Origin of the sequence: Acidaminococcus timonensis (assembly GCF_900106585.1) — a bacterium.
Taxonomy (GTDB): Bacteria; Bacillota; Negativicutes; order Acidaminococcales; family Acidaminococcaceae; genus Acidaminococcus; species Acidaminococcus timonensis.
Genome location: NZ_FNWH01000006.1, coordinates 1259166 through 1272617, shown reverse-complemented (window position 1 = coordinate 1272617; position 13452 = coordinate 1259166). Strand labels below are relative to the sequence as shown.

Below are 13452 nucleotides of genomic sequence, written 5' to 3'. Positions count from 1 at the left end.
AAGTTCTAAAAAAGCTGTTGACATTTTTCACGGGTACTGGTATTATATAGAAGCTGTCGCTGATGAGACAGCAAGACGAACTTTGAGAACTGAATATTGTTGACAGATGTGCGGGTCATGTCACTTTTAGTGATGAGATCTAGTCACCTGGATGAAAACCAGGTTAAAAAATCAAAGCTAGTATTTGAGAGCCAAGCGGCTCTTCAAAATAATCTATTTTGGAGAGTTTGATCCTGGCTCAGGACGAACGCTGGCGGCGTGCTTAACACATGCAAGTCGAACGGAGAATTTGCTTCGGTAAATTCTTAGTGGCGAACGGGTGAGTAACGCGTAGGCAACCTGCCCTCTGGTTGGGGACAACATTCCGAAAGGGATGCTAATACCGAATGTGCTCCCGCCTCCGCATGGAGGCGGGAGGAAAGATGGCCTCTACTTGTAAGCTATCGCCAGAAGATGGGCCTGCGTCTGATTAGCTAGTAGGTGGGGTAACGGCTCACCTAGGCGATGATCAGTAGCCGGTCTGAGAGGATGAACGGCCACATTGGGACTGAGACACGGCCCAAACTCCTACGGGAGGCAGCAGTGGGGAATCTTCCGCAATGGACGAAAGTCTGACGGAGCAACGCCGCGTGAGTGATGAAGGTCTTCGGATTGTAAAACTCTGTTGTCAGGGACGAATGTACTGATTTACAATACACTTCGGTATTGACGGTACCTGACGAGGAAGCCACGGCTAACTACGTGCCAGCAGCCGCGGTAATACGTAGGTGGCAAGCGTTGTCCGGAATTATTGGGCGTAAAGAGCATGTAGGCGGGCTTTTAAGTCCGACGTGAAAATGCGGGGCTTAACCCCGTATGGCGTTGGATACTGGAAGTCTTGAGTGCAGGAGAGGAAAGGGGAATTCCCAGTGTAGCGGTGAAATGCGTAGATATTGGGAGGAACACCAGTGGCGAAGGCGCCTTTCTGGACTGTGTCTGACGCTGAGATGCGAAAGCCAGGGTAGCAAACGGGATTAGATACCCCGGTAGTCCTGGTCGTAAACGATGGGTACTAGGTGTAGGAGGTATCGACCCCTTCTGTGCCGGAGTTAACGCAATAAGTACCCCGCCTGGGGACTACGATCGCAAGATTGAAACTCAAAGGAATTGACGGGGGCCCGCACAAGCGGTGGAGTATGTGGTTTAATTCGACGCAACGCGAAGAACCTTACCAAGGCTTGACATTGAGTGAAAGACCTAGAGATAGGTCCCCCTCTTCGGAGGCACGAAAACAGGTGGTGCATGGCTGTCGTCAGCTCGTGTCGTGAGATGTTGGGTTAAGTCCCGCAACGAGCGCAACCCTTATCCTATGTTACCAGCACGCAACGGTGGGGACTCATAGGAGACTGCCAGGGATAACCTGGAGGAAGGCGGGGATGACGTCAAGTCATCATGCCCCTTATGTCTTGGGCTACACACGTACTACAATGGTCGGCAACAAAGGGCAGCGAAGCCGCGAGGTGGAGCAAATCCCAGAAACCCGACCCCAGTTCGGATCGCAGGCTGCAACCCGCCTGCGTGAAGTTGGAATCGCTAGTAATCGCAGGTCAGCATACTGCGGTGAATACGTTCCCGGGCCTTGTACACACCGCCCGTCACACCACGAAAGTTGGTAACACCCGAAGCCGGTGAGATAACCTTTTAGGAGTCAGCTGTCTAAGGTGGGGCCGATGATTGGGGTGAAGTCGTAACAAGGTAGCCGTTCGAGAACGAGCGGCTGGATCACCTCCTTTCTATGGAGAACCGAAGGAGCCCGAGGGCTTGCTTCTATTCTCGTCGACGCACATCTGTCAAAACAATATTTGGTTCTCAGGGCTCGTCCCTGAAGCATGAACCTTGAAAACTTCATAGAAGAGACAAAACAAAGTCTTATCCGATGTGATGATCGGATAAGCACCTCTGATCTAAATGCGAATTTAGAAACGAGTAACGAGAACTAGGAACACAGCAATGTGTCTTTAGTAATTGAGAACCGGGACCAAAGATATATGATATCTAAGGTTCACAAGCTCGCGAAGAGAAATTGGATGGATCCAAGGAACGGCGAGCATGGCGAGGGAGATTATACATCTGGTATNATCGACCGAGCTACGCGGAGACGTGACGCAGGAGACGCCAATTTATCGAAGCGAGGAAGTCAAGCTACTAAGGGCATACGGTGGATGCCTAGGCACTAAGAGCCGATGAAGGACGTGGTAAGCTGCGAAAAGCTACGGGGAGCCGCAAGCAGGCTTTGATCCGCAGATGTCCGAATGGGGAAACCCACCATCCGTTATGGGATGGTATCCTACGGGAGGGGAACCCGGTGAACTGAAACATCTAAGTAGCCGGAGGAGGAGAAATCAAACGAGATGCCCACAGTAGCGGCGAGCGAAGAGGGCAGAGCCTAAACCAGAGAACTTCGGTTCTCTGGGGTTACGGACTGGCATAAACCGAGTCAGGCCTAGCCGAATCACCTGGAAAGGTGAGCCACAGACCGTGATAGCCGGGTAGGCGAAAGGCAGAGCAAGGGGGCCAGTATCCAGAGTACCGCGAAGCACGAGGAATTTTGCGGGAAGTCGGGGGGACCACCCTCCAAGGCTAAACACTCCTTAGTGACCGATAGCGCATAGTACCGTGAGGGAAAGGTGAAAAGAACCGCGGGAGCGGAGTGAAATAGAACCTGAAACCGTATGTCTACAAGCAGTCGGAGCGCAAGCGACGGCGTGCCTATTGAAGAATGAGCCAACGAGTTACGGGCACCAGCGAGGTTAAGCAGGAAATGTGGAGCCGTAGGGAAACCGAGTCTGAACAGGGCGAATAGTTGGTGTTCGTAGACCCGAAACTGTAGTGATCTACCCATGATCAGGTTGAAGCACGGGTAAAATCGTGTGGAGGACCGAACCGGTGAGTGTTGAAAAACTTTCGGATGAATCGTGGGTAGCGGTGAAATTCCAATCGAACGCAGAGATAGCTGGTTCTCCTCGAAATAGCTTTAGGGCTAGCCTCAGGCAGTAAGCGTAGGCGGTAGAGCACTGATCGGGATAGGGACTGTAATGGTTACCGAACCCTGTCAAACTACGAATGGTTACGCTGCAGAGCCTGGGAGTCAGACTGTGAGAGATAAGTCCCATGGTCAAAAGGGAAACAGCCCAGACCATCAGCTAAGGTCCCCAATGCCATACTAAGTGGAAAAGGATGTGGGGTCTCATAAACAACCAGGATGTTGGCTCAGAAGCAGCCACCATTTAAAGAGTGCGTAATAGCTCACTGGTCGAGAGGCCCTGCGCCGAAGATTTCCGGGGCTAAAGTATGGAACCGAAGCTATGGATACATACGCAAGTATGTGTGGTAGAGGAGCGTTCCCATCGGGCTGAAGTCGTTCTGGAAACGGTGGACTGGTGGGAAGTGAGAATGTTGGCATGAGTAGCGAAAAGAATGGTGAGAATCCATTCCACCGAAAGCATAAGGATTCCTGAGCAACGATCGTCGTCTCAGGGTAAGTCGGGACCTAATCCGAGGCAGAGAGCGTAGGAGATGGACAACTGGTTGATATTCCAGTACCGGCAGTGATCGTTTGAACGATGGAGTGACGCAGGAAGGCAGGTCCGCACGAGATTGGTAGATCGTGTGCAAGCGCATAGGCTGGTCATCAGGCAAATCCGGTGACTGAGGCTGAGGCGTGATGCGGAGGGAACTTGTTCCCGAAGGGATTGAGCCTACGCTGCCGAGAAAAGCTTCTAGTGAGAAAGCTGCCGCCCGTACCGTAAACCGACACAGGTATGCGGGGAGAGAATCCTAAGGTGCGCGGGAGAACCCTCGTTAAGGAACTCGGCAAAATGTACCCGTAACTTCGGGATAAGGGTAGCCACAAAGGTGAAGGGACTTGCTCCTGGAGCCCGGTGTGGTCGCAGAGAAGAGGCCCAAGCGACTGTTAACCAGAAACACAGGTGCCTGCGAAAGAGAAATCTGAAGTATAGGTGCTGACACCTGCCCAGTGCTGGAAGGTTAAAGAAGGATGTCCGGGTTCGACCCAAAGCATTCGACTGAAGCCCCAGTGAACGGCGGCCGTAACTATAACGGTCCTAAGGTAGCGAAATTCCTTGTCGGGTAAGTTCCGACCCGCACGAAAGGTGTAACGATTTGGGCACTGTCTCAACGAGGGACCCGGTGAAATTGAAATACCTGTGAAGATGCAGGTTACCCGCGACTGGACAGAAAGACCCCATGGAGCTTTACTGTAACCTAATATTGGGTTCTGATATTTGATGCACAGGATAGGTGGGAGGCATGGAAGGCAGTCCTCTGGGATTGCCCGAGCCGCTGTTGGGATACCACCCTTCAACTATCGGGATTCTAACCGTGCGAGTAACGATCGCCGGGACAGTGTTAGGCGGGCAGTTTGACTGGGGCGGTCGCCTCCCAAAGTGTAACGGAGGCGCCCAAAGGTTCCCTCAGCGCGGACGGAAACCGCGCGGCGAGTGCAAAGGCAGAAGGGAGCTTGACTGCGAGCCAAACACGGCGAGCAGGTACGAAAGTAGGGCTTAGTGATCCGGTGGCATCCAAGTGGAAGGGCCATCGCTCAACGGATAAAAGCTACCCTGGGGATAACAGGCTAATCTCTCCCAAGAGTCCATATCGACGGGGAGGTTTGGCACCTCGATGTCGGCTCATCACATCCTGGGGCTGAAGTCGGTCCCAAGGGCTGGGCTGTTCGCCCATTAAAGTGGTACGTGAGCTGGGTTCAGAACGTCGTGAGACAGTTCGGTCCCTATCCATCGCGGGCGCAAGAGATTTGAAGGGGGCTGCTCCTAGTACGAGAGGACCGGAGTGGACGGACCGCTGGTGTACCAATTATCCCGCCAGGGGTATAGTTGGGTAGCTACGTCCGGAACGGATAAACGCTGAAAGCATCTAAGCGTGAAACCATCCTTAAGATGAGATCTCTCACAGCATAAGCTGGTAAGACACCTGGAAGATTACCAGGTTGATAGGCAGGGTGTGGAAGCGTAGCAATATGTTAAGCTGACCTGTACTAATATGTCGAGGGCTTGACTTAAACCGAGTCTGGCAATAGACAAAACGTCTCTTCATGAAGTTTTGAAGGCTCATGCCTTCAATTGAAAATCCGGTGGTGACAGCTAAGGGGATCCACCTGTTCCCATGCCGAACACAGTAGTTAAGCCCTTATACGCCGAAAGTACTCGAGTGGAAACGCTCCGGGAGGATAGGGAGCTGCCGGTTAAGACAGAAAGAGCATCGCAGTTGCGATGCTCTTTCTTTTTGTGTTCTGAGGAGAAGGCTGCTTGTCGCCGCCGGGCAGGGAACCCCTTGCCGACGCAAAGTCGCCTCCCTGCCATTTTCTGCCTCGCCGTTCCAATCCGCCTTCCGCCAACGCGCTTCGCTTGAACGAGGCTCACGGCGGATGAGCGAAACAGAAAATGGCTTTACGCTCGGCTCCATGGTCGGCCAGCGGCACCCTGCCCGGCTGAGGGAGTACAGAAACCTGCATCTTTTTCCTTTTGCCTTGTCCACTGGTCCACCAGCTGCTTCAATGCTTTCAGCCAGGGAGAAAAAGATACTGCCTTTTCCGGATAGGTGAATTGCAGGGAATGTTCCAAAGGCAGCCAGGTGCGGATATCCGATTCGTTGTGGCTGATGACGGCTTCCAGCTTGTCCAGGGCCCTGGCCACCTGGGCCTCTTTTGATGTCTGGGATTCCCATTCGGTGAGCAGGGCCGCCCATTCTTTCCGGTCTTCTTCCGGAAAGGTCTGGAGCCAATCCTGGTAGATCCGATTTTCTTCCTCCCGGTCAGCCCGGCCTTTCTGGAAGGTAGGGATGTCACCGGTAAAGGCTTCGCCCAGATCATGGATCAGGCAGAGATGGATCACCCGGTCCAGATCCACTTGGGAAAATTCAGGAACATGGGCCAGGAGCAGAGCCATCAGGGCCATGCGCCAGCTGTGATCCGCCACGCTTTCCTGCCGTCCTTTTGCCAGCCAGCAGTGGCGCACGGAAGTCTTTAGTTTTCCTGCCCGGATCAGGAGGGCAAGGAAGGTTTCAGGGGTCATGAGGATTCCTCCGTTTCATTTGGATAGAATCATTATAATACGGTTTCTGATTCCATGGTATAATTCTGGGGAAAACAGAAAGGAGACAGAACCATGATTACGTTATACGGAAGTACCATCTGCATCGACTGCCGGAATACAATGGCGGTTTTGAAAAGCCGGGGCCTGGAGGATCAGTTCCACTGGGTGGATATTACGGCCAATACCACAAACCTGAAAGCATTCCTGACCCTGCGGGACCGGAAACCGGAATTCGCCCCGGTCCGGGAAGGAGAAAATGGAACTTCCTTTATTGGCATTCCGGCCTTTGTGAAGGAGGATGGGACCATCACCCTGGACCTGGACATGGCCCTGGGCTGGCTGGGCCAGCCGCCGGTCCGGGAAGAGGAAATCGTGGAGAAATATAAGAAAGGGATGTGAAAAGTATATTTTCACATCCCTTTCTTATATCCTACCTCACCTCTTGACATTCGTACCCATTGGGGGTATCATAAGAAACACAGAAAAGGGTACCCTGGTAGGGTATTGGAAAGCGAGGTTTCTATTATGAAGCAATATATTGTTACCGGCATGACCTGTGCAGCCTGTCAGGCCCATGTGGAAAAGGCCGTAGCCGGTGTACCGGGCGTGAAAAGCGTTTCGGTTTCCCTGCTCACCAACAGCATGGGTGTGGATGGGACGGCCTCCGATACGGATATCATCAAGGCGGTGGAAGACGCCGGCTATGGTGCTTCCGTCAAGGGGGCGTCCCAGGCCAAACAGGGGCTGGCCGAAAAACTGGCCGCCGATGAAGAGGCCCTGAAGGATCATGAGACGCCCCGGTTGCGCCGTCGTCTTCTGACCTCCCTGGGTTTCCTGTTCGTGCTCATGTATCTGACCATGGGGCACAACATGCTGGATTGGCCGGTACCGGCTCTCCTGGACGGGAACCATCTGGGACTGATGCTGACCCAGATGCTGCTGGCCATCATCGTCATGCTCATCAACAGGGATTTTTACACCAGCGGGTTCAAGACCCTGCTCCATGGGGCACCCAACATGGATACCCTGGTGGCACTGGGGTCTTCCGTTTCGTTCCTGTGGTCCCTGGGGGTGTTCTATGAAATCACCTATCTGACGGTCCATGGTGCTCCTTTTGAAGCGCTCCACCATATGTATATGCACGAGCTGTATTTCGAAACGGCAGCCATGATCCCCTCCCTGATCACTCTGGGTAAGATGCTGGAAGCCATGAGCAAGGGCCGGACCACCGACGCCCTGAAAGGCCTTATGAAACTGGCTCCCAAGACGGCTGTACTGATCCGGGATGGCAGGGAAGTCACCGTTTCCATCGATGATGTGCAGAAAGGCGACATTTTCGCCGTCCGTCCCGGAGAAAACATCCCGGTGGATGGGGTGGTGGTCAAGGGGACTTCGGCTGTGAACGAAAGCGCTCTGACCGGGGAAAGCCTGCCGGTGGACAAGAAACCGGGGGACAAGGTTTCCACAGCCACCATCAACCAGTCCGGGTATCTGGAATGTGAAGCCACCCGGGTAGGGGAAGACACCACCCTGAGCCAGATCATCAAACTGGTCAGTGATGCGGCTGCCACCAAGGCTCCCATTGCCCGGATCGCCGATAAGGTTTCCGCGGTGTTCGTTCCTGCCATCATCGGCATCGCCGTGCTTACCACCATCGGCTGGCTGATTGCCGGTGTGCCGGCTTCCCAGGCCATCAGCTACGGGATTGCCGTGCTGGTGGTGGCATGCCCCTGTGCCCTGGGCCTGGCAACCCCTGTGGCCATCATGGTGGGCAGCGGCGTAGGTGCCAAAAATGGCATCCTGTTCAAGACGTCCCAGTCCCTGGAAATGGCCGGGAAAGTGAACATCGTGGCCCTGGATAAGACCGGGACCATCACCAAGGGCCAGCCCAAGGTCACCGATGTGGTCCCGGCTGCTGGCTATACGAAGGAAACCCTGCTGCAGCTGGCTTTTGACCTGGAACAGAAGTCCGAACATCCTCTGGCCAGGGCTGTGGTGGAAGAAGCCCGGGCACAGAACCTGCAGGCCGAGGCTGTGGATGCCTTCCAGGCCCTGCCGGGCAACGGGCTGCAGGTGGTCCGGAACGGCAGCAAGCTGCTGGGCGGCAGCCTGACGTATCTGGAGTCCCTGGGAATGGTAGGAGCTGACATGAAGGCCCGTGCCGCAGAACTGGCCGGCCAGGGCAAGACTCCGCTGCTGTTTGCCAGAGATGGAAAGCTGGCCGGGATGATCGCCGTAGCCGACGTGATCAAGGAAGATTCGGCCGGGGCCATCCAGGAACTGAAGAACATGGGCATCGAAGTGGTCATGGTCACCGGGGATAATGAACGGACCGCCGAAACCATCGGCAGACAGGCCGGGGTGGACCGGGTGATCGCCGGGGTCCTGCCGGAAGGCAAGGAAAGCGTGATCCGCCAGCTGCAGAAAGCCGGTACAGTGGCCATGGTGGGGGACGGCATCAACGATGCACCGGCCCTGACCCGGGCTGATCTGGGCATTGCCATCGGAGCCGGCGCCGATGTGGCCATAGATTCTGCCGACATCGTACTGATGAACAGCAGACTGACCGACGTATCCGCAGCGGTACGGCTGAGCCGCGGCACAGTACGGAACATCCATGAGAATCTGTTCTGGGCCTTCTTCTACAACGTCCTGCTGATTCCCTGCGCAGCCGGATTGTATTCCTTCAAGATGAACCCCATGCTGGGGGCTGCGGCCATGAGCATCTCCAGTTTCACCGTGTGCATGAATGCCCTGCGGCTGAACCTGTTCAAGATCCATGATGCCAGCCATGACAAAAAACGGGAAAACAGGGCCAGGGCCATGGTGGAAAGCGAAACCTTCCAGGTGGCCGGACCCCAGGTGGCAGCGGACGGCGGCCATACAGTGGTGCTGGATGTAAAGGGTATGATGTGCGCCCATTGCGAAGCGCACGTGAAGAAGAACCTGGAGGCCCTGGACGGGGTAATCAGCGCCAAAGCTGACCATACCACCGGCCGGGTGGAGGTCCGGGAATCCAGGGAGGTACCGGAAAATGACTTCAAGAGTGCCATCCTGAAAGCCGGGTACGAATACGAGGGAATCGAGGCCTGAGGGCCTTGATTCCCCCTCTTTTTCCCCTTGACGAAATTTCGTTAACAACGGTATAATGGTTAACGTAATACCCACTGATAAAAGGAGGATGTCTTTGACCTATGGCTTTGGAAAAAGGCGCAGTAGTAGATGGGATCGTCACCGGGATTACGAATTTCGGTGCATTTGTGTCGTTACCCGAAAATAAGGTTGGTTTGATTCACATTTCTGAGGTTTCCAATGTCTTCGTCAAGGATGTACATGATTTCCTCAAAGTGAAAGACAAAGTCACCGTCAAGGTGGTTTCGGTGGATGAAAAAGGCAAGATCGGCCTTTCTCTGAAAGCCCTGATGCCGCCGGCTCCCATGCCGGAACGGAAACCGGGCCATTCTTTCGAAAACAGACATTTTGAAGGAAAACGCTTCGAAGGTGGAAACAAGCACTTCGAAGGCGGCAAACGGTTCGAGGGCAAGAAGCGGTTCGAAGGCAAATCCTTCCACGGAGCTCCCCGGCCCATGGGTCCCATGAGCTTCGAAGACAAGCTTTCCAAGTTCTTAAAGGAAAGCGATGATCGTCTGCTGGATCTGAAACGGAATACGGAATCCAAACGGGGCGGCCGTGGTGCTCGCAGAGGAGATTGATGAACACAAAAGGTACTTCCTCGGAAGTACCTTTTTTTATTAAGGGGTGAGTGGAAGACGTGAGTATTCTGGAAGACAGTATGAAGAAACTGGTGGCAGCTTCTCCACTCTGGCAGCCTCAAACCACAGTGATCGCTGCCTGCAGCGGGGGCGCCGACTCCCTGGCCCTGACCGATGCCATGGCCAAACAGGGAGAAGAGGACCAGGTCAAGGTCCTGGTGGTCCATGTACAGCACCATCTCCGGGGCGAAGAAGCTGAACGGGATGCCCGGCTGGTGGAAGACTATTGCGGACAGAACGGCCTGGAATTCAGACGGATGGATGTGGACGCCGGGGAACTGGCCGAAGAAAAAGGCCTTTCTCTTGAGGATGCGGCCCGCCGGCTGCGCTATGAAGCCCTGGAAACCTGCCGGAAGGAAGCGGATGCCGGGGCCATTTTCCTGGCCCATCACCGGGATGATCAGGCAGAAACGGTGCTGCTGAACCTGCTGCGGGGTGCCGGTACCCGGGGCCTGCGGGGGATGCTGCCGGTGAGCGGATACCTGGCCCGGCCCTTTCTGGGCATTACCCGGCGGGATACGGAGGCGTACTGCGAAGAGCAGGGGCTGACCTACTGCCAGGACAGCAGCAACAGTGATCTGACCCTGAAACGGAACTGGGTACGGCAGAAACTGCTGCCCCTCCTGGAGACCCAGAATCCCCAGATCCGCAGGCAACTGGCCCAGGCAGCCGCCCTGGCGGCTGATGACGAGGCCTATCTGGAACACCAGGCCCAGCGGTACATCGACTGTTACGGCCGGGAGGTATTCGACACCTGGGATATCAAGGTGGAGAAGGAATTCGCTGCCTTGCCTCCGGCCCTCCAGAGCCGGGTGATCCGGATCCTGGCCCGGAATGTGGGTGGCGCAGAAATCGGTTATGAACATGTCCGGAAAATCCTGGATATGATTGCCAGGGGCGTGGGCAACAAAGCCCTGGATGTCCCCGGCGGTGTCCGGCTGATCTATCTGAACGGCCGGCTGATGGTGGGAAAGAACCAGCGGTCCCGGGAAGAGGAACGGGCTGCCAAGTTAGCACAAAAGGAGCGTCAAAGAAATGAACGACAAAATTGAAAGAGTCCTGATTGATGAGAAAACCCTGAAAGCCCGTATTGCTGAAATGGGTGCCCAGATCAGCCGGGATTATGCCGGGGAAGAACTGGTGGTCATCGGCCTGCTGAAGGGCGCTGCCTACTTCCTGACGGAACTGACGGAACACATCACGGTGCCGGTGCGCATCGACTTCATCAAGGCTTCTTCCTATGGGTCCGGTACGAAATCCTCCGGGAAAGTGGATATCGACTATGATACCAGCCGGAACATTGCCGGCAAGAATATCCTGCTGGTGGATGATGTGGTGGATACGGGCCTGACTCTGAAGGCCGTGGGTGAATTGTTCCACAACCGCAATCCCAAATCTCTGAAATTTGCAGCCATGCTGGACAAGAAAGAACGCCGGCTGGTGAAAGTACTGCCCGATTATGCCGGGTTTGAGATCCCCGATGAATTTGTGGTGGGATTCGGCCTGGATTACGATGAAGAATTCCGGAACCTGCCCTATATCGGCATCCTGAAACGTTCCGTCTATGAAAAATAATTTCTCCATGCCCTGAGGCAAAGCGGTAAGCGCCCCAGGCAGGAAAGGAGCCAAGTGTGAGTAAGTTTATCCGCAACCTTGTATTTTACCTGCTCATCGTCATCATAGGGGTCTGGATCTACGACTATTACAATGCATCCAATACCCCCAAGAATGAAATGAGCTACAGCAACTTCATCAAGGAAGTCCAGCAGGATGAAGTGAAGAATGTCACCATTGTGGACAACTCCGTGATCAAAGGCAAATTGAAGAACGGAGCCGAATTCACCACCATTGCGCCCCGGGACAACAAACTGGTGGAAACCCTGGAAGCCAGGGATGTGGAAATCAGGGCAGAACTGCCTCCTCAGCCGTCCATGCTCAGCAACCTGCTGAGTTCCATCCTGCCCATGGTGGTCATCGTGATCCTGTGGTTCTTCATGATGAACAATGCCCAGGGCGGCGGCAGCCGGGTCATGAGCTTTGGCAAGAGCAAGGCCAAACTGTACGGAGATGGCAAGAGCAAAGTCACGTTCAAAGATGTGGCCGGTGCTGACGAAGCCAAACAAGAACTGGAAGAAGTGGTGGAATTCCTGAAGGCACCCCAGAAGTACAACCAGCTGGGGGCCAAGATTCCCAAAGGCGTGCTGCTGTACGGACCTCCCGGTACAGGTAAGACCCTGCTGGCCAAGGCCGTGGCCGGGGAAGCCGGGGTTCCGTTCTTCAGCATTTCCGGCTCTGACTTTGTAGAAATGTTCGTGGGCGTCGGGGCTTCCCGGGTACGGGATCTGTTCGACCAGGCCAAGAAGAACGCCCCCTGTATCGTGTTCATCGATGAAATCGATGCAGTAGGCCGGCAGAGAGGTGCCGGTCTGGGCGGCGGCCACGACGAACGGGAACAGACCCTGAACCAGCTGCTGGTGGAAATGGACGGGTTTGGTGCCAATGAAGGCATCATCATGATTGCCGCCACCAACCGTCCGGACATCCTGGATCCGGCCCTGTTGCGGCCGGGCCGTTTTGACCGGCAGATTGTAGTGGACAAACCGGATATCCGGGGCCGCCGCGCCATTCTGCGGGTACATACCAAGGGAAAACCCATTGATCCCAGTGTGGATCTGGGCGTGATTGCCCGCCAGACTCCCGGGTTCACCGGGGCAGATCTGGCCAATCTGGTGAACGAAGGGGCCCTGTTGGCTGCCAGGAACAATCAGGTGACCATCACCATGAGCGACCTGGAAGAAGCTGCCGAACGGGTGATGATGGGACCGGAACGGAAGAGCCGGGTCATCACCGACGAGGAAAAACGGCTGACGGCGTACCACGAAGGCGGGCATACCCTGGTGGGCATGCTGCTGGATCATACGGATCCGGTGCACAAGGTCACCATTATCCCCAGAGGCCGGGCCGGCGGCTATACCCTGAGCCTGCCTACGGAAGACCGGTACTACGCAACCCGCAGTGAAATGCTGGATCAGCTGAAAGTGCTGCTGGGCGGCCGGGTTGCCGAAGCCCTGGTGCTGCACGAAATTTCCAGCGGTGCCAGCAGCGATCTGCAGCGGGCTACGGAACTGGCCCGCCGCATGACCTGTGAATACGGGATGAGTGAAGTGCTGGGCGCTGTGACCTTCGGCCATCGTCAGGAACAGGTGTTCCTGGGACGGGATATCGGACGGCAGAATGACTACAGTGAAAAGGTGGCTGCCCAGATCGACGGAGAAATCCGCCGGTTCATCGATGAGGCGTATGAAGGCACGGTGAAGCTGCTGAACGATAACATGGACAAGCTCCACCTGATTGCCCAGAACCTGATCGAACGGGAAACCCTGGAAGGCCACGAAGTGGAAGAACTGATCAAATATGGTCACATCCTGGAAAAGGGGGAAGTGCCTCCCAAAGAGGATCCCAATGAACCCAAGGATGGGGATCCGGCTCCCATCGGGCCCATTCCTGTGAAGGAACCGGCCCAGGAACCGGTTGTGGCGCCGGTTCCCAGAGAGGTGCCGCAGGCGTGA

The 13452-nt window shown here is 55.2% G+C and carries 7 protein-coding genes and 3 rRNA genes; 9 read left to right on the top strand and 1 reads right to left on the bottom strand.

Features of this window, described 5'->3' with window-relative positions; all coding sequences use genetic code 11:
• Positions 1 to 215: 215 nt before the first annotated feature.
• The 3 genes from BQ5462_RS09870 (at position 216) to rrf (ending at position 5262) form a co-directional block, all read left to right on the top strand.
• Positions 216 to 1772, top strand: a 16S ribosomal RNA gene (locus BQ5462_RS09870).
• A 402-nt stretch (positions 1773 to 2174) separates the two neighbouring features.
• A 23S ribosomal RNA gene (locus BQ5462_RS09865) occupies positions 2175 to 5077 on the top strand.
• 68 nt (positions 5078 to 5145) lie between these two features.
• A 5S ribosomal RNA gene (rrf, locus tag BQ5462_RS09860) occupies positions 5146 to 5262 on the top strand.
• The 16S, 23S and 5S rRNA genes sit together here, the layout of an rRNA operon.
• 203 nt (positions 5263 to 5465) lie before the next feature.
• Here rrf and BQ5462_RS09855 read toward each other — a convergent pair.
• A complete protein-coding gene (locus BQ5462_RS09855) occupies positions 5466 to 6089 on the bottom strand; it encodes an HD domain-containing protein (protein WP_071143139.1) in 624 nt (207 codons plus the stop codon).
• Positions 6090 to 6182: 93 nt separating this feature from the next.
• On the opposite strand from BQ5462_RS09855, the gene BQ5462_RS09850 reads away from it, so the two are divergent.
• The 6 genes from BQ5462_RS09850 (at position 6183) to ftsH (ending at position 13452) form a co-directional block, all read left to right on the top strand.
• Positions 6183 to 6509, top strand: coding sequence for a hypothetical protein (locus BQ5462_RS09850; protein WP_071143138.1), 327 nt, complete (start codon positions 6183 to 6185; stop codon positions 6507 to 6509).
• Between the two features lie 126 nt (positions 6510 to 6635).
• The gene (locus BQ5462_RS09845) at positions 6636 to 9203 is read left to right on the top strand and encodes a heavy metal translocating P-type ATPase (RefSeq protein WP_071143137.1); all 2568 of its coding nucleotides are present in this window, start codon (positions 6636 to 6638) and stop codon (positions 9201 to 9203) included.
• Positions 9204 to 9304: 101 nt separating this feature from the next.
• Positions 9305 to 9823 carry a S1 RNA-binding domain-containing protein gene (locus BQ5462_RS09840; RefSeq protein WP_071143136.1) on the top strand — a complete coding sequence of 173 codons (519 nt, stop codon included), beginning with the start codon at positions 9305 to 9307 and terminating at the stop codon, positions 9821 to 9823.
• 59 nt (positions 9824 to 9882) lie between these two features.
• On the top strand, positions 9883 to 10935 hold the full coding sequence (gene tilS, locus BQ5462_RS09835; protein ID WP_071143380.1) for a tRNA lysidine(34) synthetase TilS: 1053 nt from the start codon (positions 9883 to 9885) through the stop codon (positions 10933 to 10935).
• Positions 10919 to 11458 carry a hypoxanthine phosphoribosyltransferase gene (gene hpt / locus BQ5462_RS09830; RefSeq protein ID WP_071143135.1) on the top strand — a complete coding sequence of 180 codons (540 nt, stop codon included), beginning with the start codon at positions 10919 to 10921 and terminating at the stop codon, positions 11456 to 11458. The genes tilS and hpt overlap by 17 nt, the downstream gene beginning before the upstream one ends.
• 56 nt (positions 11459 to 11514) lie before the next feature.
• Positions 11515 to 13452, top strand: a complete 1938-nt coding sequence (gene ftsH / locus BQ5462_RS09825) for an ATP-dependent zinc metalloprotease FtsH (RefSeq protein WP_071143134.1) — start codon at positions 11515 to 11517, stop codon at positions 13450 to 13452.